The organism is Brevibacillus migulae, assembly GCF_004521915.1.
Classification (GTDB): Bacteria; Bacillota; Bacilli; order Brevibacillales; family Brevibacillaceae; genus Brevibacillus_F; species Brevibacillus_F migulae.
Map to the genome: position 1 here is coordinate 23973 of NZ_SDKD01000014.1, position 25482 is coordinate 49454.

Annotated in this window: 24 protein-coding genes; 21 read left to right on the forward strand and 3 right to left on the reverse strand. The window is 49.4% G+C overall.

Annotated elements, in window-relative coordinates; all coding sequences use genetic code 11:
* The first annotated feature begins 237 nt into the window (after window positions 1-237).
* The 3 genes from EIZ37_RS16260 (at window position 238) to EIZ37_RS16270 (ending at window position 5792) form a co-directional block, all read left to right on the forward strand.
* Window positions 238-1959 carry a cache domain-containing sensor histidine kinase gene (locus tag EIZ37_RS16260; RefSeq protein ID WP_134685820.1) on the forward strand — a complete coding sequence of 574 codons (1722 nt, stop codon included), beginning with the start codon at window positions 238-240 and terminating at the stop codon, window positions 1957-1959.
* 5 nt (window positions 1960-1964) lie between these two features.
* A complete protein-coding gene (locus EIZ37_RS16265; RefSeq protein WP_167568941.1) occupies window positions 1965-3569 on the forward strand; it encodes a response regulator in 1605 nt (534 codons plus the stop codon).
* A gap of 129 nt (window positions 3570-3698) precedes the next feature.
* Complete coding sequence (locus EIZ37_RS16270; RefSeq protein ID WP_134685822.1) at window positions 3699-5792, forward strand: methyl-accepting chemotaxis protein; 2094 nt, start codon at window positions 3699-3701, stop codon at window positions 5790-5792.
* A 187-nt stretch (window positions 5793-5979) separates the two neighbouring features.
* On the opposite strand, the gene EIZ37_RS16275 is transcribed toward EIZ37_RS16270, so the two are convergent.
* On the reverse strand, window positions 5980-7332 hold the full coding sequence (locus tag EIZ37_RS16275) for an aminotransferase-like domain-containing protein (RefSeq protein WP_134685823.1): 1353 nt from the start codon (window positions 7330-7332) through the stop codon (window positions 5980-5982).
* 250 nt (window positions 7333-7582) lie between these two features.
* Between EIZ37_RS16275 and EIZ37_RS16280 the strand changes: the two genes are divergently transcribed.
* Entirely contained in the window at window positions 7583-8248 is a 666-nt protein-coding gene (locus EIZ37_RS16280; protein ID WP_134685824.1) for a nitroreductase family protein, read from the forward strand.
* A 125-nt stretch (window positions 8249-8373) separates the two neighbouring features.
* Window positions 8374-9039, forward strand: a complete 666-nt coding sequence (locus tag EIZ37_RS16285) for a hypothetical protein (protein WP_134685825.1) — start codon at window positions 8374-8376, stop codon at window positions 9037-9039.
* Between the two features lie 78 nt (window positions 9040-9117).
* Here EIZ37_RS16285 and EIZ37_RS16290 read toward each other — a convergent pair whose 3' ends face one another.
* The gene (locus tag EIZ37_RS16290; protein ID WP_134685826.1) at window positions 9118-10311 is read right to left on the reverse strand and encodes an MFS transporter; all 1194 of its coding nucleotides are present in this window, start codon (window positions 10309-10311) and stop codon (window positions 9118-9120) included.
* A gap of 136 nt (window positions 10312-10447) precedes the next feature.
* Here EIZ37_RS16290 and EIZ37_RS16295 point away from each other — a divergent pair, with 136 nt between their 5' ends.
* From EIZ37_RS16295 to EIZ37_RS26570, 11 genes are all read left to right on the forward strand, one after another.
* A complete protein-coding gene (locus EIZ37_RS16295; RefSeq protein WP_134685827.1) occupies window positions 10448-11077 on the forward strand; it encodes a TetR/AcrR family transcriptional regulator in 630 nt (209 codons plus the stop codon).
* Window positions 11078-11250: 173 nt separating this feature from the next.
* On the forward strand, window positions 11251-11673 hold the full coding sequence (locus EIZ37_RS16300; RefSeq protein WP_134685916.1) for a VOC family protein: 423 nt from the start codon (window positions 11251-11253) through the stop codon (window positions 11671-11673).
* A 207-nt stretch (window positions 11674-11880) separates the two neighbouring features.
* A complete protein-coding gene (locus EIZ37_RS16305; protein WP_134685828.1) occupies window positions 11881-12933 on the forward strand; it encodes a helix-turn-helix domain-containing protein in 1053 nt (350 codons plus the stop codon).
* 265 nt (window positions 12934-13198) lie between these two features.
* A complete protein-coding gene (locus EIZ37_RS16310) occupies window positions 13199-13993 on the forward strand; it encodes an SDR family NAD(P)-dependent oxidoreductase (RefSeq protein WP_134685829.1) in 795 nt (264 codons plus the stop codon).
* 225 nt (window positions 13994-14218) lie between these two features.
* A complete protein-coding gene (locus EIZ37_RS16315; protein ID WP_134685830.1) occupies window positions 14219-15169 on the forward strand; it encodes a carbohydrate ABC transporter permease in 951 nt (316 codons plus the stop codon).
* The gene (locus tag EIZ37_RS16320; protein WP_134685831.1) at window positions 15169-16005 is read left to right on the forward strand and encodes a carbohydrate ABC transporter permease; all 837 of its coding nucleotides are present in this window, start codon (window positions 15169-15171) and stop codon (window positions 16003-16005) included. The genes EIZ37_RS16315 and EIZ37_RS16320 overlap by 1 nt, the downstream gene beginning before the upstream one ends.
* A gap of 35 nt (window positions 16006-16040) precedes the next feature.
* Window positions 16041-17393: an ABC transporter substrate-binding protein gene (locus tag EIZ37_RS16325; protein ID WP_134685832.1), complete on the forward strand. Its 1353-nt coding sequence runs from the start codon at window positions 16041-16043 to the stop codon at window positions 17391-17393.
* Window positions 17394-17408: 15 nt separating this feature from the next.
* The gene (locus EIZ37_RS16330) at window positions 17409-18569 is read left to right on the forward strand and encodes an oligogalacturonate lyase family protein (RefSeq protein WP_134685833.1); all 1161 of its coding nucleotides are present in this window, start codon (window positions 17409-17411) and stop codon (window positions 18567-18569) included.
* Between the two features lie 39 nt (window positions 18570-18608).
* The gene (locus EIZ37_RS16335) at window positions 18609-18935 is read left to right on the forward strand and encodes a cupin domain-containing protein (RefSeq protein WP_235828065.1); all 327 of its coding nucleotides are present in this window, start codon (window positions 18609-18611) and stop codon (window positions 18933-18935) included.
* Window positions 18936-18977: 42 nt separating this feature from the next.
* The gene (locus tag EIZ37_RS16340; RefSeq protein WP_134685834.1) at window positions 18978-20294 is read left to right on the forward strand and encodes a pectate lyase family protein; all 1317 of its coding nucleotides are present in this window, start codon (window positions 18978-18980) and stop codon (window positions 20292-20294) included.
* Between the two features lie 35 nt (window positions 20295-20329).
* Window positions 20330-20455 carry a hypothetical protein gene (locus EIZ37_RS26570; RefSeq protein WP_268898756.1) on the forward strand — a complete coding sequence of 42 codons (126 nt, stop codon included), beginning with the start codon at window positions 20330-20332 and terminating at the stop codon, window positions 20453-20455.
* 114 nt (window positions 20456-20569) lie between these two features.
* Here EIZ37_RS26570 and EIZ37_RS16345 read toward each other — a convergent pair whose 3' ends face one another.
* Window positions 20570-20926, reverse strand: coding sequence for a response regulator (locus EIZ37_RS16345; RefSeq protein ID WP_134685835.1), 357 nt, complete (start codon window positions 20924-20926; stop codon window positions 20570-20572).
* Window positions 20927-21293: 367 nt separating this feature from the next.
* Between EIZ37_RS16345 and EIZ37_RS16350 the strand changes: the two genes are divergently transcribed.
* The 5 genes from EIZ37_RS16350 (at window position 21294) to EIZ37_RS16370 (ending at window position 25479) form a co-directional block, all read left to right on the forward strand.
* Window positions 21294-22505, forward strand: coding sequence for an MFS transporter (locus tag EIZ37_RS16350; RefSeq protein ID WP_134685836.1), 1212 nt, complete (start codon window positions 21294-21296; stop codon window positions 22503-22505).
* 197 nt (window positions 22506-22702) lie between these two features.
* On the forward strand, window positions 22703-23350 hold the full coding sequence (locus tag EIZ37_RS16355; RefSeq protein WP_134685837.1) for a DUF2238 domain-containing protein: 648 nt from the start codon (window positions 22703-22705) through the stop codon (window positions 23348-23350).
* Between the two features lie 23 nt (window positions 23351-23373).
* Window positions 23374-23640, forward strand: a complete 267-nt coding sequence (locus EIZ37_RS16360) for a hypothetical protein (RefSeq protein WP_134685838.1) — start codon at window positions 23374-23376, stop codon at window positions 23638-23640.
* 2 nt (window positions 23641-23642) lie between these two features.
* Window positions 23643-23999 (forward strand): DUF2085 domain-containing protein, encoded by a 357-nt coding sequence (locus EIZ37_RS16365; protein ID WP_205683845.1) that lies wholly within the window; start codon window positions 23643-23645, stop codon window positions 23997-23999.
* A 64-nt stretch (window positions 24000-24063) separates the two neighbouring features.
* Entirely contained in the window at window positions 24064-25479 is a 1416-nt protein-coding gene (locus EIZ37_RS16370) for a class I SAM-dependent DNA methyltransferase (protein WP_134685839.1), read from the forward strand.
* Window positions 25480-25482 lie beyond the last annotated feature (3 nt).

The window sequence follows — 25482 nt, forward strand, 5'->3', positions numbered from 1 at the left end:
TGAGTAAAATAGTGAACATTTTCAAAAAAATATTAAAACGAAATGCCCATTCTATTCGCTAAAATGTTTGCTACAATAACCCAAGTCAATAGCAGAATTCCATATCTTCCTGTATGCTAAAAAGACAGAATCGCGTGAAAAAGGGAGGGGATCGCAATCAAGCCTGTCACGCCATATCGGACCGTTCTCAGCAAGCTGCTCCCATTCTCTTTCAAATCATCCATCCTGTTTCTCTATTTGCCGATCATCATTCTTTTTATCCTGATAACAGGGACGGCTTCCTACTTACTCGCTTCCGAACAGATCGAAGAAAATGCATACAGCAGCATCAAGGATACGGTCACCCAGACCAGAAGCTATCTGGATAATCGGCTATCCGATGTCTTTGAACAGCTTGTCGCCCTCGTCAATCATCCGGATACGCTGTCCATCATGACGAAAAAGCCGGAAGAAATAGCCCCCGACGATTACATACGGATGGACAATCATATCAATCGCATTTATTCCTTTTATAATCCTCTGATTGATTCCATCCTGGTTCACTTGCATCATGGCCATTTCGTCCTGACCAAAAGCGAATCACTTACCAGCAGCATCGACTTTTCCTACGACGAGTATCGTAAGCGCTTTCACGGGAATCGCCAGGAATATTACTGGAGAACCCTGCACCATGAAGAGGTCTTCAGCAATCAGCAGGAAAACAATGATGTGATCAGCGTGCTGAAAATGATCGGAAACCCGAACACACCGACCAATGGCGTGATCATGTTCAACCTCCGCCGCGACTTTCTGGAGAATGTCCTCAATAATGCGCTGATCGGTCAAAACGGCTATTTGATCCTCGTGAATCGGGAGGGCTACGTCTCATTCAAACAGGTGAAAGAGGAATACCAGCTGAATGACGTGGTCGTGAAACACCTCCAGCAGCTGCAGCGGAAGAACGGCAGCTTTCAATTCCAAAAGCCAAACGGCAAAAAAATGATCGCCATCTATGATACCTTGTCGGTGAACCAGTGGAAGGTGGCGGCGATCTTCCCGGAAGAAGACATCTTGCAGCGGGTGAATTACATCAAGTTCGTCACGTTGGCGGTCATCGTCGTCCTAATCGTGTTTGCGCTCTTTTTGGCCAATATGCTGGCACAGTATTTGACCAAGCCGATTACCTTTTTGGTCAACAATCTGAAGACCGTCACCAATGATGGCTTTGACCTGAAGCTGAGCATCCACGCTCCCAGTGAGATCAGCATTTTGTATAACGGGATTACCGACTTGATGCAGCAGGTGAATGCGCTGCTCGAGCAGGTGCACATGGAGCAGGAGATGAAGCGGCAGCTGGAGCTGGCGGTCATGCAGGCACAGATCAATCCGCATTTTTTGTACAATACGCTGTATGCGATCAAAGGATTGTGCGATATGGGCATGAACAAGGATGCGAGCGCCATGGTGACGGCCCTGTCCAATTTTTTTCGGATCAGCATCAGCAGAGGACAGGAAATCATTTCGGTTCAGGAAGAGATCGAGCATATCAGCAATTATTTGTTCATTCAAGAGATGCGCTACGGAGATGATTTTTCCTACACGATTGATGTGGAACCGCATATATTGCCCCATTCGATAATCAAGCTGACGCTACAGCCGCTCATTGAGAATGCGATCTATCATGGCGTGAAGCAGAGTCGCGGGGCAGGGCTGATCCAGGTCAAAGGCTATCAGCAGGACCATGACCTGATCTTTGAGATTCACGACAATGGCGGGGGCATCCATCCAGAAAGGCTTGCAAAGATCAATGAAAGCATTCAGCAAAAGCACTATGCCGGTGATGCCATAGGCTTTGGCTTGAAAAGCGTTCACGAGCGGCTTCAGATTCATTACGGACCTGCCTACGGCTTGACGCTGACAAGCAACCCGGGGGCAGGGACGATTGCCAAGGTAATGATCCCGCAAGAAAAAGGGAGATGAGATCCGTGCGTAAGATTGTAATCGTTGACGATGACCGCATTATCCGCAAAGGGATCCGCCACACCATCCCATGGTCGGAAAATGGCTATGAGATTGTCGGGGAAGCAAGCGACGGCGAACAAGGCCTGCAGGTAGTGGAGGAGACGCAGCCGCATATCGTCATTACCGATATCAAGATGCCCTTCATGGATGGACTGGAGATGGCGAATGCCGTGCGCGAGAAGCTGCCGGAAACCAAAATCATTTTGCTGACCGGGCATGAGGATTTCGGGTACGCACATGAGGCGATCAAGCTCAGAGCGTTTGATTATTTGCTGAAGCCGGTGGACAGCACCGTGCTGCTCGAAAAGGTAAACCAGGCGTCGAAAGAGTGGGAGCATCACCAAAAGATCAAAGAAAAGCTCAAAGAAGGAATCCCATTTTTGCGGCAGCGGTTTTTACAGCATCTGCTCCATTCGCGCATGGACGAGCAAAATGTCCGTACGGAGGCAGAGTATTTGGGCGTTAACCTGCAGGGACCGTATTTTTCCGTGCTGCTGGTAAAGGCAGATGACTACTTTCAGCATGCGGCTGCAGAGAGAGATCTGGTGTTGGAAAAGGAGATCTTGAAATTTTGCATCTACAATATCTGTGAAGAAATCATGCTGACGGAGCAAAGAGGCGCTGTCTTTGACGGCCAGGGGGACCAGCTGGTCGTGATCTGTTCGAGTCCTGCCGATCAGCAAACGGCCGAGGCGATGATGGCCGAACTGGCCGAACGAATCCGCGTCAACAGCAAAACCTTTTTGCAGTCGACCGTCACCATCGCGATGGGCAATGTGTATGAAGGCTGGTCAGGGATTGCCGCCTCTTACCAGGATGCCTGTTCTGCCATTGAGTTTCGGCATATGATCGGCAAGGATCAAGTCTTCGCCATCAAGGATACGGGTCTGGCACCCGCCAATCCATCGTCCATGGATGTCGCGAGCCTGGAAAAAGAGCTGGTGCTCAAAATCCGACTGGGCTTGAAGCGGGAAGCGATCCATCTCGTTGATCAATTTGCGGCGGCGCTGTTGCGGGATAATTATTGTACGCTGCATGAAGTTCGCTTGATCGCCATCCGCATCGTGGTACTCCTGTTTCGCGAAGCGGCGGAATGTGCCAAAGGCTGGGAGGAACAGCACCGCCATGAGTTGACCTCGTACTATACCGAGGTCCATGAGCTGCAGACCGTGCTGGAGATTTTTGAACGGGTGAAAGCCTTAATTGGCGAGATCTCCGGACATATCAACGACCAGCGGGAGAACCAGAAAAACGAGCTGGTAGAAAAGGCGATGCGTTATATGGAGGAAAACTATGCAAACGAGGAGCTTTCCCTGCAGGAGGTAGCCACCCAGGTGCATATCAGTCCGACGTATCTCAGCATCATTTTCAAGCAGGAAAAAGGCGTCAATTTTTCCGACTACTTGCTGGAAACGCGAATGAAAAAAGCGATGGAGTATTTGCGGCATCATAACATGAAGGCTTATGAGGTCGCGGAAAAGGTTGGGTACAGCAATCCGCAATATTTCAGTGTGTGCTTTAAAAAGTATACAGGCTATTCACCGATGGATTTTAAAAAGCAGGTGTAACAAGGGAGGGGATGTATACCTCTCTTTTTTCATACAACTCAAAAAATATGCTCAAATTGAAAATGTTCACAAGGAGGGATAAGATGACAACATACATATACGCACAAATGACGAAAAGGAGAAACGTGCATGAAACAATCGCAACAGGGCCAAACGCTGAAAGGGCGGAGAATCTCGATTCTCGCCCGATGGATACTTTTCATTACGGTTACGGTTTTTATTTGTTTGCTAGGCACTACCATCATGCTGAATCAGACCGCGCGCCAGTCATTTGACAGTCAATTTGAGGAAAAAAATCAATTCAAAGCAATCAGTGCCGCACGAGAAATCGAGAAACAGATGGGGCAGTATGCGTATTCGCTTGAACAATTAGGCGATACGATTGCGCTGGTTCATAACCATGGGGGCAATATCGAAGAGCTTGCGCCCCGGTATCTTACCGCTGTTCAGGAAAAGGATCCTTCCTTGGTCGCGGCTTATTTCATTTCCTCTGCGACCGGAAAACTACATATTGCTCCGCCGGCTGATTTAGGCAAGGACGCCCGTGAGACCAGAACGTACAAAGAGGTGGCGGAAAAAAAGAAAACGCTGTGGATGGAAGTGTACAAAGACGAGATCTCCCAAAAAATGATGATCTCTGTGATCGCGCCCGTGCTGGCGAAAGGCCAACTGCTCGGGGCAATCGGGTACGATATCGATCTCCAATCGCTCAGCAGTGTCCGCGGGTCGATCGAGAAACTGGGGCAAAACAAGTTGATCGTCCTTGATAAGCAAGGCCTGGTGATCACCTCCTATCTGCAGGGGATGGACGGTAAAACGCTTGATCCGAAAAGCAGCGGAAAAATAAAGGGAGCAGAGGATGCGATCAGCAATAAGGAAGAATTCGCAAAGACATTTGGCTGGGTGTCGCAAGTATATGCTCCCGAGACGAAGCTGATCGAGGTGGAAATGGAGCAAGTCCATTATCAAGCAAGCGTTGCGGATGTGGCTCATGTAGGGTGGAAGCTGGTCGCCTTAGCCGATGAAGCCGAATTGTCACAGGCGCAAAGTTCTTTCATGAAAACCAGCATGATTGCGATGATTCTGGCGCTCCTGTTCGGTGCAGTGGTCTCGTTTTTTATTGCGAAACAGCTGCTCAAGGTTGTCGATATGTTTCGGAAGGTAACGGCCAAAACAGCAAATGGCGATCTGGTATCGGAAGCCACATATCCGAGGAATGATGAAATCGGTGATCTGAATGACAGCTACAATCAATTGGTTGCCAATATGAGAACGCTGATCCGTCAAGTCCATGCCAACATATCCACAGTTGATCGTGCGGCTAACGGAGTGCGGAGCGTAGCGGTTGAAAACGCTGCTGCCGGAGAGGAAGTGGCTCGTTCGGCGGATGAAATTGCGACAGGAGCCACCAACGTGTCCGTGGCGATCGAGAGCAGTTCACAGGCGGTTCATGTCTTGAATGAGGAAATCGAATTGCTGATCAAGCAATCCCATGTCATTGAGGAGGTCTTGGAAGGAGCCAGCGCTCAGGTGAAGGGCGGAAACGAACAGGTGGAAAATCTGGAATCATCCTATCAAAAATTGGAGAACTCCTTTGGGCAGGTGACGAAAATCGTAGAGGAATTAAGTGACAAATCCCAGTCAATTTCTTCTGTGACGAAAGCGATCTCGGAAATCGCCGAACAGACGAACCTGTTATCCTTGAATGCTTCGATTGAAGCAGCAAGAGCGGGTGAACACGGGAGAGGCTTTGCTGTTGTGGCCAACGAGGTTCGACAGCTTGCCGAGCAAGCAAAGCAATCGACCAACCAAATTCAGGAGACCATCAATCTCCTGATCGGAGAAATGAGCAAATTGGTGGAAGTGGTGGAATCCACGAATGCGGTCAACCACACGCAAAAAGATGCGGTGGTTCATGTCAGCAATGCGATGAAGCAAATGAGCGACCTGCTCAGCAAGATGCTTGTGAATATTCAAGAGGAGCAGCTTACGATCGAGCGGATTCAGGAGCAAAAAGAAGTGGTAGTAGAATCCATCGACAGCATTTCAGCCGTATCAGAACAAACAGCCGCATCTTCCCAGCAAATCGCCTCCGCCATGGAAGAACAATCGGCCTCCACGCGTGAAGTATCGCAATTTGCGAATGAATTGACGGATATGGTATCGGAATTGAAAAAAGTGGTAGCGCAATTTGAGACGGAAAAAGCGAAAGATACAAAGTGATGTGCATTCTGGCTTCATTCAGGGACACGAACCTGAATGAAGCTTTTCTTTTTCCGGCAGATTCGCTGGCATGACAACAGCTGTTCGGCACTGCACTCGCCATCTTACACGATCTTGAGCGACACGGCTGGACGCGTCAGCAAAAAAGCGCAAACACTGCTTGCGAGTCTACAATTTTCGTTTTCCGTTATGAAGAGGGAGACCTTACTTCCCGCTGTACCGCTTCGATGATCTCTCTAACCCCTTCGTCTATTTGCTCCGGCTGCGTTCGCGAGATACTGATCCGCAAAAACTTCTCCCCATCCCAATAATCCGATAAATAAAACCGCTTGCCGGAGACGACCTGAATATCTTTGGACGCAAGCCGCTTGATCAGGCGTTCAAGATTGACTGTTCGCGGGATTTTGAACTGTACATACACACCATAGCGGACATTGGATATTTCGAGCAATCCGCCATCGTCATGCCGCCGGATCGCTTCGTTGAGAGCCTGAATCCGCGCTGCATACTGGCTGCGTATTTTGCGTTTATGACGCTCGTACATGCCGTTTTTGATATACACTTCCAGTGCCGCTTGGGACAGCTGCGAGGTGTCCGCGTATCTTTTGTATTCGCTGAACGTCTCCAATAGCTTTTCCGGCAAAACGGCTGCGCCGAGACGGAGTCCCGGGAAGATGATTTTCGAGAAGCTTTTCACATACACGACGTGCGACGTACCGTTATAGGCGTAAATGGGGTCGAGGCCCGGCTCTTCACCCAAATCGGCCATGTAATCGTCTTCCACCACATATACGTCATATTTGCTGGCCAAGCGAGCGATCGCTTTCCTCTCATCCGCGCTGTACGAGGTGCCGATCGGGCAGTGGTATCTCGGCATGGTATAGAAAAACTTGATACCGCCGTGCTTGAATTTCTCCTCCAATTCCTGCATATCAATACCAGCGGCCGTTCGAGCGATGCCGCATACCGGGATGCGCTCCGACTCTAGAAACCGTAAATAAAGATCATAGCTTGGCTGTTCCACCAGGATCACCGAATTCCCGTTCGGAAACGGCATTTTCGCCAATATTTCAAGCGCCTGATTGGCACCCGCCGTGAGGATGATCCGATCGGCTTTGGTAAACACTTGATCATTGGCCAAATGGGAAACGAGCGTATGACGAAGCGGTTCCATTCCTTTTGAATCGCCACAGGTGAACAGATCGTATTTGTACGTATCCAGGGCTTTGTTCAAGCAGTGTTGGAAATCCAAATACGGAAAAACGCCCGGATCCGGAGACGCAGCAGCGAAATCGATCGTGCTGCTCGCTGTTGCGGTGGGCTGGTACACGGGCTTTTCCACCACGTAATAGCCGCTTTGTGCAATCGAGTATATGGCGTGGCGCTTCTCCAATTCCGCGTATGCCCGTATGATCGTGCTGACGCTGCAGCCATATTGCTTCGCGGCATTGCGGACAGAGGGCAGCTTTTGACCCGAAATGAATTGCCCTACATTGATTTTTTGCTCCAAATCATCAAGAATTTCCGTATATTTTTTCAAGCCGCTCCCCGCCTTCCCGTACCTATTATATGTGAGGCGGACAACTGTATCGATACAATTTACGAAAAACGCGATTGTTGCACGTTGCTGATCGGCCTATGATGTCAGTAACGGTTTCAAGTTCGCGAACACGAACCTTACTAAAATTAGAAACAACTTGGCTACGCCAAGTCTTTGGCGGAGCTTAGTTGCTCTTATGTCGATGAGAATTTTATAAATTCTTATCGACCGAGAAAGGTGTCGATGCATAATGTCAACCGCTTCGAAAAATGATGTGTTCTCCATATTCCGTGAACGTCACTCGATCCGGCATTTTGATGCTTCTTACAAACTCAGTGAGCAGGAGGTCAAGGAGCTTTTGGAAATCGCCGGAATGGCCCCGTCGTCTTGGAATCTTCAGCATTGGAAGTTCCTCGTCATTACCGATGAGGCAGCCAAGGAAAAGCTGCTTCCGGTCGCGAACAGCCAGAAACAGGTCATCGACGCTTCCATTACCGTCGCCGTACTCGGGGATTTGGAGGCCAACCGAAATGCCGATGCCGTGTATAGACCCGTCATCCAGGCAGGACTGGATGATGCTTTCGCGGGATATTCTTCCCATCCCGTGCTGTTCGAGCAAATCGAAGATGCTTACGCGAGTGCATTATCTACCTATCGGCGCGACGAGGCGATTCGCAATGCTTCGCTTGCCGCCATGCAGCTGATGCTCGCAGCGAAAGCGAAGGGACTCGATTCGGGACCGATGGTTGGTTTCGACGCAGACGCCTTTGTCAAAGCGTTCCATGTTCCGCCGCGCTATGTACCGGTTTTGCTCGTAGCCATTGGCAAGGCGGCGAGACCAGCTCGACCGACCTCGCGCTTTCCCGTGGAGCAAACCATCATCTGGAACGGGTTTGAGTGCCCAACTCCCGACTGATATCCTATCATTCCCATGAATTTTCCCAAGGAAATCCCTGTGGGCTGCCCTATTTGCCTTATTCGTTTCGCCATATAATCTGATGTAGAAGATCGATGCAGTCAAGCGAAACGGGAGGGTATAGAATGAAAGGACTTTTTCACACCGGTGCGAAAATCACAGCGGGCATTTCTCTGGTCGCACTGGCGATGGCGCCGGGCATGGCAAGCGCAGCAGAGCACAAGAAAACCAAGAATGAACTCAAGCTTGAGCAGGAAGCGGATTATACGGCCGTTCAAATCAACACAAAGGTGTATGTGTTCGATGGCGAAAAGCCAATTTATCAGACAAAAGGCACTACCCAGTACGGGCCATTAAAGGATCTTTTTCTCTTGGGAGAGGGCACCGAACATGAAGTGCCGATGATCGTCATCCAGAATCGAAGCAAAGGATTGATGGTATTCAGCGATTTATGGCCGAAATTTGATAAGGACGGCACGTATGACGAAAATACGGTGGATGCCTATGATTGCGGACGACTCTTTACGAAGAAGCAGGATAAAATCGTCAGCAAGACCTCCCATCATTACGCGGAGCAAAAAGGAGACGAAGTTGTCGTTTACACCGCAAATGATTTTGATGATCTCAAAAAAGGCTACCATGAATCTTACCGTGTAGAAGGAAAATTGAGAGGTCTCATTATCTACGATTGCTGTGCGTATGGGGTCGTGGAAGATGAAGACGGCAAACTCATCGTGTACCATGCAGGCGAACAAGGCGCTGAAAAAATCGGAACGATTCATTTGCAATAAGGAGCGAAAAACCTCGTCGATGGCGAGGTTTTTTCGCTATGTATAGCTGGGTAGAGGATTTCAACAGGTTTGTGTGGTTCATTGCTGCTTTGAAGAAGGGCTCCCATTGGCCGCAACCCATGTTTCCAGCTGCTTTTTGGTGAATAAGATCGCCAGGCCCATTATCAATGCTGTGCAACCAAACAGCAGCAAGATCCCTCCGGCTTGATAAAGCAGACTTCCCAACAAAGGTGCTGCGGCCATTCCCAGGTATCGCACAAAGTTGTACACTCCTATAGCTGTCGCCCGCTCTCTTACAAATTCCTCTGCCAGGAGTGTGGGGGGGACTGACATGGTGATTCCTGCAGTGAAGCCGACAACGGCAAGTGACGCAAGCAGCCCCGCCAAGGAAACCTTGGCTAGGAGTATGAAAAGGACAAGACTGAGGAATGCGAGTGTGCAAGAGGCAATAAGGCTCTTCGCTGACCCCAATCTCCCCTGTAATTTCCCGCTGAATTTACTTCCAATGAAACTAAACGACATGAGCCCGAGAAAAATCGATCCGATTTGCTGCGCATTTAGCTGATAGCTGTGAGTTAAGAAGTCGGGTAAAAAGACAATGAAGGTATAGAACATATCGTACAAAATGAATCCGATCAATAAAACGAGAGCTCCGATCTTATTATTGAAGATCAGAACAAATGATTGAAGAGTGAAGCGTTTTTCTTGAGTGAAGGTTGGCTTTGTTTCGGGAAGAACGAAGGCTGCGATCATTAACATCACCACGGCCATAACAGATAAAAAGCCGAAAGCACCTGAGTACCCAGCGATGCTGCCGATTATCCCTCCGATTAACGGCCCCAATGCAGGTGCGATACCCAAGATCATTTGGTAGGTCGCCATTCCTTTGGCTCGTTCCTTGCCATCAAACAAGTCGCCGATCATCGTCGCTGCTACTAGTGGTACGGCAGCTGCTCCTATTCCCTGCAGGACGCGGAAAAACAACAGGACATAGATAGAACTGGAGAAGCTGCAGCCTATGGAGGCCAAAGCATACAAAGTCATACCAGGCACTAGCACGGCTTTGCGTCCTTTTTGGTCAATGATCGGACCAAAGACGATTTGCATGACGGCAAGAGCCAGAGTAAAAGCGGAGACGGTCATACTCACGAGATAAAATGAAGTGTGCAAATCATGCTGCAATTGAGGAAGAAGAGGAACATACAGGTTTTGTGCCAACGATACGATAGCAGCACAAAGGCCAAGCACGTACAAAATGATTCGGGTTTTCATACAAATACACATCCTTCTCTAAATAATAACTGACTGACTGTCAGTCAGTTCATTTATAAATGTTATTCCATTGACTGACTGTCAGTCAATAATTATATTTAGGTATAGCCACATAATCAGCAAGGGAGAAATTACCATGCCACGAATTGCAAAAGATCCACAAGAACGGCGCAATGAGATATTGGATGCCGCTATCGAGTTATTCAATACAAAAGGGTATGAGCATACGTCAGTCAGCGATATCGTCAAAAAGGTTGGCGTTGCGCAGGGGACCTTTTATTATTACTTCCGATCGAAAGAGGAAATCGTCAATGCGGCCCATGAGCGCTCTCTCTCTTCAAGGATGGACTTTGTGAAAAACGTAATGGAAGATTCTACCCTCACCGCAGTGGAAAAATTGAGGAAAGTACTGCTGCAGGGTTTTCCCGCTCCTGAGACAGACCAAGGTATATTGGAATACTTGCATAGCGAGAGCAATAGTGTCCTGCATCAAAAATGGCTGGTAGCTAAGATTACTGCCTTTATTCCTTATGTGACAGAAATCGTGCGACAAGGAATCGAAGAAGGCGTGTTTCACCTCAATACGCCTGAAGAGGTTACGGAGTTTTTATTGGTTGGCATATCTTTTCTATTCGACCGTGGGATATTCGATTGGACCGATGAGGAAATCACGAAGAAATTTTATGCGCTCGAAACTATTATTGATCGACTGTTGGGGGGAGAAAATATTATTTCGGCATCCGCACTCTTGGGAGTAAAAAAATGATTAAAGCGGTCAAGGTAAATCTGTTCCAGCTCTAGGAATAGGATGGGTAAATGGTGGGGGTGGAAGCACGCATCAAAGTCGCGAGCAGCCGTTTCAGTTACCAAATCGAAATAAAAATGATAGAGTATGACTATGGTGAAGAGGATAGACAATCGTTCGTTGGGGGGATGAAAATGATTCAATCTATCGTGCATATCGCACTCGTCGTAAAAGATTATGATGAGGCGATCGAGTTTTATACAAAAAAGCTGAATTTTACTTTGGTGGAAGATACCTATCAGCCCGAGCAGGATAAACGATGGGTAGTCGTATCTCCCCCTGGTTCAGTTGGAACTACTATTTTACTTGCTAGAGCATCGACATCCGAACAAGAGTCGTTTATTGGCAACCAAACGGGTGGCAGAGTGTTTCTCTTTCTGAATACCGATGACTTTTGGCGAGATTACCATGAAATGGTCGCAAGGGGTATCGAATTTGTCAGAGAACCCAAAGAACAATCGTATGGGATGGTTGCTGTGTTTAAGGATTTATATGGAAACTTATGGGATCTACTGGAGCTCAATGAAGATCATCCGATATCCAGACGGATCAAGTAAATCTATTTGCGTACGTTCCATAACCACATGGCAGGGGCAGTCGGCACAAGTTGATCGACTGCCTTTTCTCAACCAATCGGCGTTTGATTTGCTCCATTTTGCAGGGGAAAGTAATAGGCCACTTTCCTCTAACCAAAGTGCGACATGGGGGAGATGCCATGAATAGCTGTCCCATCCATCTGAAAGTGACGAAAGGAGGCGTTATGGATGAAGGCTCATGCCTCTGACCGCATTAAAATCCCGCCCGGATTATGGGCAGGGTTGCGTCCATTAGGGATTTCCGCCGCCGACATCGCGCGCAAAGCGGGATTGCCGCTTGCCTTTATGACTGAATCGGTAGTCACCTCCGCCCAATATTTCGCGATCTGGCAGGCTTATTCCGATCTCATAGGGGACACTGCCACAGGAATCATCAAGCTTGCGACCGCCTTTGAAACAGCGACGTATCCACCGGCTGTTTTAGCGACTTTCCACGCTCGTGACTACCGTGACGCCTTAAACCGAATGGCTCGCTACAAACAATTGTGCCCCCCTGAACGCTTGCGTATCACCGAGGAGGGTGAGTACTGTACGATCGAACTGGAATGGCTTGATACCGGGCAGCCTGGTCCGCCGATACTGATTGGGATCACGCTGGCATGTCTTCTGGAGCTTGGACGCAGGGGCACAGGTCTTCCATTGACGGCACGGCTCGTCGAATTTTCGGACACCATGGGCAATGTACAAGCCCTGGAAGCTTACTTCGGCTGCCGGATTCGGATTGGAGCAGCATGCAACCGGCTGACGTTACATCGAAGAGATCTGGATCAACCCTTTGTCTCGTACAACGAAGAGCTGCTGGAGATCCTGACTCCCGTGCTGGACCGATCGTTGGATGAACAGCAGCGCAGCCGTTCCATTGCCGAGATGGTCAAATGGATCATGAAACGCAGCCTCACCGGAGGAAGCCCTGGCATTCAGGCTGTCGCGAAAGAGTTGGGTATGAGCGATCGTACCTTACAGCGCAGGCTTTCTGACGAAAACACGAGCTTCAAGCATCTGTTGACACAAGCTAGGCATGAGCAGGCACGAGAGTACTTGGCAGACCCCTCGCTCGATATGAAAGAAGTTGCGTTTCTGCTTGGTTATGATAACCAGAATTCGTTCTACCGCGCCTTCCGCCTTTGGGAAGGGGATACTCCTTCAAATTGGCGTGCGAAATATGTTGGTACCACCTCGATCTATGAGGAAGGACAGGGAATGCCGACGATTCATTCCTAGTAATCGCGGCCCAACCCAATCGACCGAAAGCGAGCATGTACGAAAGACTTATCTTTTGGCGTGTTAAGATAGAAGTTTGGCGCGATATGTTAGTTACGGAACAATCCTGACAAGGTAATATAATCACTATCCGGAGCAAAACACTGTTTGAAACGTGACGGCTCATCGGCTTCACGTGAATGACAAGCGAATGAAGGGTGCGCTTCTATAGAGGAGCTGATCATGACCGTTTTGCTCATCCGTACATGAAAAGGAGAATGGTTATATGGATTTGGGATTGCAGAATAAAACAGCTTTCGTTTCAGGATCTACGAAGGGCATAGGCAAAGCAATTGCCATTGAACTCGCCAAAGAAGGGGTTCATGTGCTCATTAATGGACGAGATGATGATGAGGTGGAACGAACTGTAAGGGAAATTAAGTCAGCTTACCCGGCTACCTTCCCGCAAAACGCTGCAGCCGATATTGTGGATATCCGTCAAAGAGAAGCTTTATTTGAAAAATACCCACAGATAGATATTTTAGTGAACAATATGGGGATCTATGAAATGATGCAATATGAGGATGTTGACGATGAAGTATGGGAAACGTACTTCCGGACGAATGTTCTTGCCGCAAATGGATTATCCAAATTTTATTTGCCGAAAATGCTGGAAAAAGATTTTGGCCGCATCATCTTTATAGCGAGTGAAGAAGCGATTATGCCTTCCGGGCAAATGCCTCAGTATTGCATGACAAAATCGATGCTATTGTCTTTGTCAAAAAGCTTATCCAAATTAACGATAGGAAAAGATGTTACAGTCAATACGATCATGCCAGGGCCAACGCTCACTGAAAAAGTGCAGCAAATCATTGAGGGTATGTATGCGAATGAAGAGATGACTTTTTCAGAGAAAGAGAAAGACTTCATGACTACAAACCTGCCTCAATCTGAAATACAGCGTTTTATCAGGCCGATGGAAATAGGGAGACTGGCTGCATTTGTTTGCAGTCCTTATGCATCCGCATTTAAAGGTTCTCCAATCCGTATGGATGGGGGAATGGTGCCTACCATTTTCTAATCGTGTTTCTATTCATTCCTCCCTATTAAGGGAGCGGAAAACTGCGGCTGTCAAGGACCTTCGTATTTGGTCCTTGATAGCCGCATTGTTGTTTTTCAGCCCATTTTGACGTTCACTGCGAAGCGCAGCCATAAAAAAAGTAAACGTTTTCAAAAAGAAATTGCATTCAGAAAATTTAAACGCTTTCTTACAATGAAATCACCATCGTAAGAAAGGAGAGAGCAGATGCAAAGCAGATTACAGGCACAGGAAGAAGCACAGATTCGGGTGCAGGAAAAGAAGCAAGGTTCAACGTTCCAGCTGGAAAAGTGGATGCCCTATCTGTTTATTTCTCCTGCCATCGTCCTCATCGTCGGATTTCTTTTTTATCCGCTCGGGAACGTCTTTTACTACAGCTTGCAAAATTACGATGCGAGCCAGCCGTATTACAACGGGTTCGCCGGATTGGATAACTTTGTTCGGATCTTTACGGAGGACCCGCAGTTTTTTGCGAGTCTGGGCATCTCCCTGAAATGGGTGGTAAGCCAGGTCAGCCTGCAGCTGGTGATCGGCATGGGGGTCGCGCTCTTGCTGAATCAAAGCTTCCGGTTCCGCGCTTTTATCCGTGCGGCCGCGTTTACCCCTTGGGCGATCTCCGGGGTCTTGACCTCCGTCATGTGGTCGCTCATGTACAACGAGCATATCGGTGTGATCAACGATATCTTGAAAAAACTGGGGATCATCGATTCGAATCAGGCATGGTTAGCCAATCTGGACACGGTGTTTGCGTCTGTCGTCATCGCGGAGCTGTGGCGGGGGATCCCGTTCTTCGCCATTACCTTGCTGGCTGGCTTGCAGAGCATCCCGGAGGAGCTCTACGAGGCTTCCAAGGTAGACGGGGCAAGCAGATGGAGAATCTTTTTCCACATCACGCTCCCGCATCTGAAAAATACGATCATATTGACGACCTTGCTGCGTACCGTCTGGGAATTCAACAACATCGATTTGATCTTCAACCTGACAGGCGGTGGGCCAGCCCATGAAACGACGACGCTGACCATGTATATTGCGGAGCAGGCGATCCATTCGAACAATTTCGGCTATGGCTCGGCTTTGACGGTCGTTTCGTTTGGACTCTTGCTCGTTTTTGCAATCGCTTACTTGCGAATCAGCCGGTTTCAAAAGGAGGAGGGATGATGAGTACGTTTCAAAGAAATATGGATCGCCTGTTCGTCTTCTATTTGCCGATGGCGATCACCGTGATTTTCACGCTGTTTCCGTTTTATTGGACGATCAATACGGCGTTCAAGCCGGAGGGGGATATCGTCAAGTCGCCGCTCGAGTATGTGCCGTCTTCCTTTACCCTGGAAAATTTCCGTGTGGCGTGGGAAGGGGTAGGATTTTCCACCTATTTTCAGAATAGCCTATTGATCGCCTTTTGCACCGTGTTTTTCGTGTTGATCTTCGCCACGCTGGTCGGCTATGCGCTGAGCCGCTACCGGTTCAAAGGGAAGGGCGCGTTCATGCTGCTGCTGCTCTGCACGCAGTTTGTGCCGGGGGCGATGCTGATCATCCCGCTGTTCCTGATTTTCAAGAGCTTGGGCCTGATCAGCAATCCCTTATCCTTGATCATCACGTATACGACATTTCAGCTGCCGTTTAACTCCATCCTGATGAACGGCTTCATCTCCAATGTGCCGCGGGAGCTGGAGGAGGCGGCGATGGTGGATGGCTGCAATCGGCTGCAGGTCATTTTCAAGGTGATCCTGCCGGTGCTGATGCCGGGGATCGTCGCGACAGGGGTATTTACGTTCATCCATGTGTGGAACGAGTTTTTGTTCGCTTTCATGCTGACCAATCAGGAGGAGCGGTTTACGCTGCCGATCGGCCTCAGCTATATGATGGGTGAGTTCAATGTGAACTACGGAGCGCTCGCCGCAGGTTCGGTGATCGCTTTGATTCCGGCCATTCTGATGTTTGCCTATGCGCAAAAGCATTTGGTCAATGGTCTTGGCGGTGCGGTAAAAGGATAAAGAGATGATCCAATCAGAAAAAGGGGGAACCACATATGTTTCGTGATTTTCGGAAAATAGGAACTGCTGTACTCCTTTCTTCATTACTGGTAACAGGCTGTGGGTCTGGACCGCAGGAGACGGTGATCAAGGATGAAGGTCCAAAAGAGGCCCCTGCTGCCGATCAAAAAGTGAAGATTACGTTTTGGGATGAAAACGCGGGCCCACAGCGCACTCCGTATTACGAAGAGCTGATCAAACGCTTTGAAGCGGAAAACCCGAACATCGACGTCGAATACGTAGGCTTGCCGAACAAATCCGCCAAGCAAAAATACGACGCAGCCATCGCGGCAGAGGATTTGCCTGACGTAGGGGGCGTGCAAACCACATGGCTGGCAGACTTCTCCATCCGCGGCGCGCTGTATCCGATGGACGAATTTTTCGATAAGTGGAGCGACAAGGACAAGATCAATCCAGCCGTGATCCAATCCAATCGCGATGTCGTGATCGACAAAAAGCTGTATCAGATGCCGAACACGATCAACCTGGACATCTTGTGGTACCGCCCGGACTGGTTTACCGAAGCCGGGGTGAAACCGCCCGAGACATGGGACGAATTTTACACCGCTGTCGAGAAAATGACCGACAAGAGCAAAAACCGGTACGGCTTCAGCATTCGCGGCGGGAAGGGCGGCTCTTTCCAGCTGCAGCGGATGATGTACGCGTATTCCGGCATCACCGATTTCTATGATGCGAACGGCAAGAGTACCATCAACGATCCGAAGCATGTCGAGTTTGTGAAGAAATATTTGGGACTGTATAAGACATACACCCCGGACAGTGATATTACCAATGACTATAAGGCGATGGTAGCGGGCTTCGATACCGGTGCGGTGGCGATGATCCAGCACAATATCGGTTCGTACGGCGAGCACAGCAAAGCGCTGAAGGAAGGTCAGTACGCCGCCCTGCCGCTTCCGAAAACCGCTGATGGCAAATACGTGGTGGAAGGCTACAACACCAACGGCTACAGCATTTTCAAAACGACCAAGCATCCGGAAGAAGCATGGAAGTTCGTAAGCTTCCTGGCATCTGCGCCTAGCCAAAGCTACTGGAACCAAAACATTGGTCAATTGCCAACGCATGAAGACGCCTTGAAAGAGGATTGGGTGCAAAATGCCCAGCATTTGAAGGTGGCGACCTCTGTCCTGCAAAGTCCAAACACCGTTTACTACTATCCAGGCGTTCACCAGCCGGATTACCGTTCGATTCTCGACCAAGTGATCGATCCAAATATTCAAGCGGTGATGAGCGGCAAGAAAACCGTAGAGGAGTTCCTGAACGAATGGGCTGCGACACTGGAAAAATCGAAGCAGCAATATGATGCCCACGTGAAAACATTGAAGTAGGAGAGGGGAAAAATCGTGATCGGGAAAACCTATCCATCTGAGAAAAGAGAGATACAGGATGAGAAAACCGGGAGAGTCATCTGGCAGCTAACGGCCGGTGACTCGAACAACTACCATTTCTATTTCACCGACAACTCCTTTACCTTGGGCGACAAAGAGATCTATTTCCTATCCGATCGAGCATCGGCGGTGTCGGAGGTCTACAATCTTTTTAGGATGGATCTGGAAACGGGGATCATGACCCAGCTGACGGATGAACCAGAGGGCATCGTCCCCAGCTCGCACACCAAGACGCCGGACAGCCAGCTCATCGCCTACGTGACCGGTAAGCAGATCAAAGTGCTTGACACGACTACCAACGTCAATACGGTGGTGTATGAAGAAGCAGGAGAGGTTCATCTGGGGCATCCGTTTTTCGCTCCCAACAAAAAATATCTGGGTCTCGCCCGAAATGAAAAAGTGCCGATTCCCAGTGGGGCCAACTATTCCGGCTTCAAGGAGACCATGTACGCCACCAAAAAAGGGTGGATCACGCTGGTCTATCTGGACGGCTCCTACAAGGCCGAAGATGTCTGGGAGGATACGCACTGGCTCGGACATTTCCAGTTCGCACCGGATGACAGCACGCTGGCGATGTTTTGCCACGAAGGTCCCTGGAATCTGGTACACCAGCGCATCTGGCTTTTGGATATCGTGACCGGAAAAGTGGAGCCATGTGTCCGGCAGGAAGAGGACGATTGCATCGGTCATGAGTTCTGGACCGAGGACGGCTTGATCTTTTTCGATAATCGGCGCAAAGGCCATGACGGCACGATCACCTCCGAGAAGACCCAGGCGACGATTCAGCACGCACAGGAGCCGGATCCCGAGCAGATTCCGTATATCGGCTGGGCGGACAAATCTGGGAACGTGATCAGACGCATCGATCTGCCCTACTATTGCAATCATTACCATGCGAATCGCGAGAACAACCTGCTGGTAGGAGACGAGGTCGAGGATCTTGTCCTGATCCATCTGGAAGGTGATACGGCACGCCTCGAGACACTATGTACCCATCAGACCTCGTGGTACACCCAGCAGACCCATTGTCACCCGACGTTCAGCTGGGATAATCAAAAAATTCTATACACATCGGATCGCGATGGGAAGTGTCAGCTGTATTTGATCCATCTATAGAGGGGGCATCCCCCCGAAAAGAAAAGGAGAGTGAACACGTTGTTCGTAAATGGTCAAACGGTGGTCGTAACCGAAACGGGAGAAGGCGTCACGCGCAAGATTCTAGGCGCTGGCGGGACATTGATGATGACGGAGGTGACGTTCCAAAAAGATGCGGTCGGAGCGATGCATTCCCATCCGCATGAGCAGGTGAGCTATATCGTGCATGGCAGCTTTGCCTTCACATTGGGCAGCGAGACACAGATTCTGCGCCAAGGAGACAGTGTCTATATCCCATCCAACGTCGAGCACGGGGTAGTCGCACTCGAAGACCGTTCGATCATATTGGATGTGTTTACACCGCAGCGCGAAGATTTTCTCTATTAGATTCAGAAAATAAAAATGGTGCAAAAGAGGGCGGGGAAGGTCATGAAGAAAATCGCAGGGATGACACTGGCATTTTTATTCTGGGCTTCTGCAATCGCGCCGTTATCAGCGAGTCAGACAGATCTGGGGCGTGAAGTGCTGGGGAAAAATGATGGATGGGCAGCTTATTCGACAGGTACGACGGGCGGCAGCAAGGCGAGCGCAGATCAGGTGTTTACGGTGACGAATCGGCAGGAGTTGGTCAAGGCGTTGGGCGGCGATAACAAGACGAATGGCGCCAATGACACGCCGAAAATCATCTACGTCAGAGGCACGATCAATTTGAGCGTCGATGATCAAAACAGGCCGCTTGGCTACAACGAGTACCGGGATCCAGCCTACACCATTGAGGAGTATTTGAAGGCTTACGATCCGAAGACATGGGGGAAAAAGGATGTCGCCGGACCGTTGGAGGAGGCACGTGCTCGTTCACAGAAAAATCAGGCAGAACGGGTGCTCATCAATGTGGGATCCAACACGACGCTGGTTGGCTTGGGAAATGAAGCCAAGATCGTGGGAGGCGGTCTGCTCCTGACAAAGGTGGATAATGTGATCGTCCGCAACATCGAATTTCAGGATGCCTACGATTATTTTCCACAGTGGGACCCAACTGATGGAGCAGAGGGCAACTGGAATTCCGAATATGACAACCTCTCCATAGTCGGCTCTACGCATGTCTGGGTAGATCACTGCACATTCAATGATGGCGAGCGGCCTGATGCATTCAATGAAACGTATTACGGACGCGAATACCAGCATCACGACGGACTGCTCGATGCCAAAGGCGGTGCGGATCTGATCACGATTTCCTACAATCATTTCAGCGAGCACAGCAAAACGAATCTGATCGGCTCCAGCGACAGCGCCACGACGGATGAGGGCCGCCTGCGCATCACCTTCCACCACAACTTTTACGAAAACATTGGCGAACGGGCGCCGCGTGTCCGTTTCGGCCAGGTGCATCTCTATAACAACTACTACAAAAGTGACGGCAACGAGCATTACGTCTACACGTGGGGCATCGGCAAATCCTCCAAGATCTACGCAGAAAACAACTATTTCGAAATGGATCCCGGCTTTGATCCGGCAAAATTGATCTGGCTGGCAAAGGGAACGGCTCTGTACGAGACCGGCAGCTATTTGAATGGAGCAGGCAAGCATCATGAAGTTTCGATCGTGGATGCGTATAACGCGAATCCAGCCAATACGACCAAGGTGAGCAAAGACGTTGGCTGGAAACCGAGCTTATTCGACAAGATTGACCCGACTCAGAGCGTACCTGCGATTGTGAAAGCGAAAGCAGGCGCGGGGAAACTGTAGGTATTGCGATTCATGGATGGAAATGGGGCTGTGCCATGAAAATGGCCAGCTTCTTTTTTTTGTACGACTTTATGCTACAGCCACGCGAGGAAGGGAAGAGAGGGACTGGCGAAGTCTTTGTCACACCTGCTGAAGTGGAACCGGACAGTCTTACCCCCTAGTGGGTGTGGCAAGAACGCAGCACCGCCCTCTCTTCCCTTCCCCCACCACTATGTACGTACAAGCAAAATAAAAAAAGCTACGCCAAAAGCTTGGCGCAGCAAGGTTTAAACGAATTACACTATTTTCGCAATTGCTTCGATGACACGATCCGGTTGGAAAGGCTTTACGATAAAGTCTTTCGCTCCTGCCTGAATGGCATTGACCACCATGCTTTGCTGGCCCATCGCGGAACACATGATGACTTTCGCGTTCGGGTCAAATTGTTTGATCCCTTTAACCGCGTCAATACCTTCCATGACCGGCATGGTGATGTCCATGGTGACCAAATCCGGCTTCAACTGCGTATATTTTTCAATGGCATCCTGACCATTTTCAGCATGTCCAACAACTTCGTGGCCACCCTTTTGCAAGATGTCGGTCAATTGCATTCTCATAAAAGCCGCATCATCCACTACTAAAATTCTTGCCATTATCTTCTTCAGCTCCTACTTGTTCTAAGTTGATCTAAAGAAAATATACCCATGAGAAAAAAGGCCTAAACCTATTTTTTTAGCTATGAAAATAGGCGTAGATCTTAGGATCCTGTTCTTCCCATGTGAGGTTGTGCTAGAACAGTTATAATTTTCAATTGCATTTCGACAGTATTCGCATTACATTATTGATATGGATTGAAAACGAATAGCCCGAATCAATCCTCATTGAATGGCTTCCAACCTTTGCAGATGGAAGCCTCTTTTTTTTTGGACGAAAGACCCGCACTTTGCATTGCGCTTTCGCTTGATTTCAATCAATAACCTGATAGAATAGGCGGATATATAAAAAAAGGGAGTTTGAGAGATGCCAACTGAAAAACAAACAAATGCACCGTTGATCGTCTTGATGGTGAATATGTTTATTGCCATGCTGGGGATTGGGCTGATCATTCCGATTCTGCCGGACTTTATTCAGGAATTCGGTGCCAGCGGGTCAACGATGGGCTATATGATTGCGGCCTTTGGATTGACTCAATTTCTATGCTCTCCGATTGCGGGTGAGTGGTCTGACAAATTCGGACGAAAAAAGATGATCGTGATCGGGCTTGCGCTGTTTGCCTTGTCCCAATTGTTGTTCGCCGTGGCCACTCAGTTGTGGATGCTGTATGTGTCCAGGTTGCTTGGTGGAGTCGGCGCGGCCTTTTTGATTCCGGCGATGATGGCCTATACGGCAGATATTACGACGGAAGCCAATCGCGGAAAAGGTATGGGGATGCTGGGAGCGGCGATGTCGCTTGGCTTTGTCATCGGCCCTGGAATCGGTGGGTTCCTTGCTGTGTTTGGCTTGCGGGTGCCGTTTTATGTCTCTGCGCTCGTCGCCGGGATTGCTACGGTTGCATCCTTGTTCATGCTGCCGGAAACCTTGTCGCACGACGCGCAGATGAAGGCACGCACATCAACGGAAAAACGGGAAAACATTTTCCGGCAGATGCTCAAGTCGGTGAAAGCGCCGTACTTTTTGCTTCTGATACTCGTATTTACCCTGACATTTGGCTTGGCCAACTTCGAGGCAATCTTTGGGCTGTACGTTGATGAGAAGTATGGCTATACCTCTACCGATATTTCAATTCTGATCACTGTCGGGGCTTTGATGGGAGTCATTATCCAATCGCTATGCATCGGGTGGCTGCTGCGTCGTTTTGGGGAGAAAAAATTGATCAACCTGACGTTTCTGCTTTCTGCTATTACGTTGGTCATGATGCTGTTGTCTGGTGAATTCTGGTATGTGCTGCTGCTGACGATGTTTTTCTTCACCTTCACCTCGGTGATGCGTCCTGCGATCAACACGCTGCTGTCCAAAATGGCAGGCGATGAGCAGGGCTTTGTGCAAGGGATGAACAATGCGTATATGAGCCTCGGCAATATCATCGGGCCGGGCTTGGCGGGTATCTTGTATGATGTGCAGATCGATCTGCCCTATCTGTTTGGTGCATGTATTTTGCTGATCAGCCTGTTCCTCTCTATCACATACGATCGGAGAAGCAGCAAGCAGGTGCTGTCAGAAAGACCCTCATAAGTGATAAATACAATCCACACTCGATCGGTGTGGGTTATTTTTTTTCATTGCCATCAGTGCACCGAAGCTCCGCCATTGTTTTGGCGGAGCTTCTTTTTTCTAATGTACTTTTTCGCGACAAAATGTAAGATGGTATGTATATCAAGGAGGTCCATAGATTACCATAAACGCTGGACCGCGATTTGGGGGATACATAAATGATGATACAAACCTTTGGGCATAATCGGAAATTGCAGCTGATGCTTGCCGCATTTGCTGTATTCTGGATATGGATGGCGATCAATCCGGTACACCGCTCTAACTGGTTGCTGGAGAATTTGTTGGTCTTTGCCGCGGTGATCGTCTTCAGCCTGACGTATCGCCAGTTTGCTTTTTCCAACGCTTCCTACGGTCAATTGCTGCTATTCATGTCTTTGCATACACTGGGTGCGCATTATACCTATGCAACGACGCCGGTTGATGTGTGGCTTCACGGGCTATTTGATTTTGAACGTAATCATTACGATCGGGTTGTCCATTTTTCGTTTGGGTTGCTGCTCGCTTATCCTGCCTATGAATTCCTCTCCAGACTGATTCGAGTAAATGGCATATGGGCATATGTCCTGGCGGTGATCACGATTCTTTCTGCGGGTGCTTTTTATGAGCTGATCGAGATGTGGGTGGCCAAGATTGTCGCTCCTGAAATCGGAACGATGTTTTTAGGAACGCAGGGAGACGAGTGGGACGCCCAACAGGATATGGCTGTGGCTCTGTATGGCGCCGCGATATCGATGGTGACGACGGCCATTCTGCATCAAATAAAGAAGCATAGCCTTCAAAAGGTGTCGGATCAGACCTATCTCTGATCTGGCAAGAGGAGGAGGAATTGATGGTCTTTATTCTCTTCGCCTTATCGCTGACTCTCGGTGGAGCGGGCGTTTATTTATGGGTGAACAGTCCGGAGCAGAAAGGGCTGGCCATCGGTTTGATGGCGGGGGGCATTCTGCTATTTTTGCTGACCATCCTGTTTTACCTGACACGCAAAAGACGTAAGCGGGGAAAGAACGACTGCCTCGACTGCAACTATGTGGATATTCCCATCAATTGCATCGATTGTGATGGAAAGCCGGACTGTGATTGCGATTGCAACGGATGAAGATGATCAAGCAACTTTACAAGGAAGTCGCCACTCTTTCATTCATGCCATGCCACCGCCTCCCTGCGCGAAGCTTTCATTTCCGTGGAAAGCCTTTCCCGGTATGTGCCCGTTGCACAGGGATCCTCCTCGGATTTTTCGGTGTTCCGCTGCTGGTGGCAGTTAAAATGCTGCTGCCGCTGTGGCTGGGCATCATGCTCCATGTACCCATGCTGGTCGATGGCGTGACGCAGCAAAAAGGATGGCGGGTCAGCAATAATCCCCTGCGGCTGATTACCGGACTGCTCAGCGGCATGGGATTGGCGATCTTGGCGGTGACAGGCGCTGTAAGGCTGGCCCGCATGCTGATGCATGGATAAGCTGGTGAGGATGCGGATCCCTTTTACGACTAGTATAATGGGAGCAGAAATGGAGGAAACGGCTATGATCACCGGCGAGCTGAAAACCAAGATTGATAACCTGTGGCAAATTTTTTGGTCAGGCGGCATCACCAATCCGCTGACTGTGATCGAACAAATCACCTATTTGTTGTTTATAAAAGGGCTGGAGGAATTGGAGGCTTCCGTCTTTTCACCCGAACATGATCATTTGCGGTGGAGCATGCTGATGAGCCGCCCACCCGATGAAAGGTATGCATTGTTTTCGAGGGAAGTCTTCCCGTTCATCAAGCAGCTGCACAAGCATCCGGAATCTGCCTATACCCGCTATATGGAAGATGCCCAGTTCATGATACCAACCCCCACGATGCTGGATAAGGTGATGAAGGGAATCTCGTTCATCCCGATGCAGGACCGGGATACGACCGGAGACCTGTATGAATACCTGCTGGCGAAAGTGGCCACTTCGGGAAGAAACGGTCAGTTCCGCACTCCGCGTCACATCGTGGAGCTCATGATCGACTTGACGAGACCTGTGCCAACCGATGTGATTGTCGACCCGGCGATGGGCTCTGCCGGATTTCTGGTGGCAGCGAGCAAATACATCAAACATACGTACCCACAGCAGTTTCGTGATTCTGTATTTTCTTATCACTTTCATCACGCGATGTTTCACGGTTTTGAAATCGATCGCACCATGCTGCGGATCGGGGCGATGAATATGATGCTGCATGGCGTCGATCATCCCCAGATCGCTTATGGCAATTCACTGTCTGCACAGAATCAGGAGGCCGAGCGGTATACCTTGATCCTTGCCAATCCCCCTTTCAAGGGAACTTTGGATGAAGAATCGGTATCCAGCGATCTTCTCCGCTTGACCAAGACCAAAAAAACGGAGCTGCTGTTCCTTGCTCTTTTTCTGCGATTGCTGAAACCGGGCGGACGTTGTGCGGTGATCGTGCCGGATGGCGTGCTTTTTGGCAGATCGGCTGCCCATCATGCGATACGCAAGGAAATCATCGAGGGACACAAGCTGGAAGCGGTCATCTCCATGCCGAGCGGCGTTTTCCGGCCTTATGCCGGTGTGTCTACGGCGATACTCGTTTTTACCAAGACCAACCAAGGGGGAACGGAGGAGGTCTGGTTTTATGGCATGGAGCAGGACGGATTTTCGCTGGATGACAAGCGCACTTTGCAGCCTGCGAGCGATATCCCCGATATTATCGAACGATTTCATCATCGGGCTGGGGAGAAGAGCCGGAAGCGTACGGACCAATCCTTTCTGGTATCCGTTGACGAGCTGCGTCGTAATCAATACGACCTGTCCATGAACCGATACAGGGAAGTCCCTCATCCAGGCATTGAACTGGACGAGCCCCAGGTCATTATGGAGAGAGTGAAAAATCTGGAAGCAGGCATCCTGGAGGGGATGAAGCGACTGGAAAAGATGTTGGAAAAATGAGCA

What these genes read in the sequence shown, in the direction of transcription:
- EIZ37_RS16370 (WP_134685839.1), top strand. Translation starts at nt 24,064, where the DNA reads ATGATCACCGGCGAGCTGAAAACCAAGATTGATAACCTGTGGCAAATT.
- EIZ37_RS16300 (WP_134685916.1), top strand. Translation starts at nt 11,251, where the DNA reads ATGATTCAATCTATCGTGCATATCGCACTCGTCGTAAAAGATTATGAT.
- EIZ37_RS16290 (WP_134685826.1), bottom strand. Translation starts at nt 10,311, where the DNA reads ATGAAAACCCGAATCATTTTGTACGTGCTTGGCCTTTGTGCTGCTATC.
- EIZ37_RS16360 (WP_134685838.1), top strand. Translation starts at nt 23,374, where the DNA reads ATGGTCTTTATTCTCTTCGCCTTATCGCTGACTCTCGGTGGAGCGGGC.
- EIZ37_RS16320 (WP_134685831.1), top strand. Translation starts at nt 15,169, where the DNA reads ATGAGTACGTTTCAAAGAAATATGGATCGCCTGTTCGTCTTCTATTTG.
- EIZ37_RS16285 (WP_134685825.1), top strand. Translation starts at nt 8,374, where the DNA reads ATGAAAGGACTTTTTCACACCGGTGCGAAAATCACAGCGGGCATTTCT.
- EIZ37_RS16315 (WP_134685830.1), top strand. Translation starts at nt 14,219, where the DNA reads ATGCAAAGCAGATTACAGGCACAGGAAGAAGCACAGATTCGGGTGCAG.
- EIZ37_RS16350 (WP_134685836.1), top strand. Translation starts at nt 21,294, where the DNA reads ATGCCAACTGAAAAACAAACAAATGCACCGTTGATCGTCTTGATGGTG.
- EIZ37_RS16345 (WP_134685835.1), bottom strand. Translation starts at nt 20,926, where the DNA reads ATGGCAAGAATTTTAGTAGTGGATGATGCGGCTTTTATGAGAATGCAA.
- EIZ37_RS16280 (WP_134685824.1), top strand. Translation starts at nt 7,583, where the DNA reads ATGTCAACCGCTTCGAAAAATGATGTGTTCTCCATATTCCGTGAACGT.
- EIZ37_RS16305 (WP_134685828.1), top strand. Translation starts at nt 11,881, where the DNA reads ATGAAGGCTCATGCCTCTGACCGCATTAAAATCCCGCCCGGATTATGG.
- EIZ37_RS16365 (WP_205683845.1), top strand. Translation starts at nt 23,643, where the DNA reads ATGATCAAGCAACTTTACAAGGAAGTCGCCACTCTTTCATTCATGCCA.
- EIZ37_RS16270 (WP_134685822.1), top strand. Translation starts at nt 3,699, where the DNA reads ATGAAACAATCGCAACAGGGCCAAACGCTGAAAGGGCGGAGAATCTCG.
- EIZ37_RS26570 (WP_268898756.1), top strand. Translation starts at nt 20,330, where the DNA reads ATGAAAATGGCCAGCTTCTTTTTTTTGTACGACTTTATGCTACAGCCA.
- EIZ37_RS16325 (WP_134685832.1), top strand. Translation starts at nt 16,041, where the DNA reads ATGTTTCGTGATTTTCGGAAAATAGGAACTGCTGTACTCCTTTCTTCA.
- EIZ37_RS16310 (WP_134685829.1), top strand. Translation starts at nt 13,199, where the DNA reads ATGGATTTGGGATTGCAGAATAAAACAGCTTTCGTTTCAGGATCTACG.
- EIZ37_RS16355 (WP_134685837.1), top strand. Translation starts at nt 22,703, where the DNA reads ATGATGATACAAACCTTTGGGCATAATCGGAAATTGCAGCTGATGCTT.
- EIZ37_RS16340 (WP_134685834.1), top strand. Translation starts at nt 18,978, where the DNA reads ATGAAGAAAATCGCAGGGATGACACTGGCATTTTTATTCTGGGCTTCT.
- EIZ37_RS16295 (WP_134685827.1), top strand. Translation starts at nt 10,448, where the DNA reads ATGCCACGAATTGCAAAAGATCCACAAGAACGGCGCAATGAGATATTG.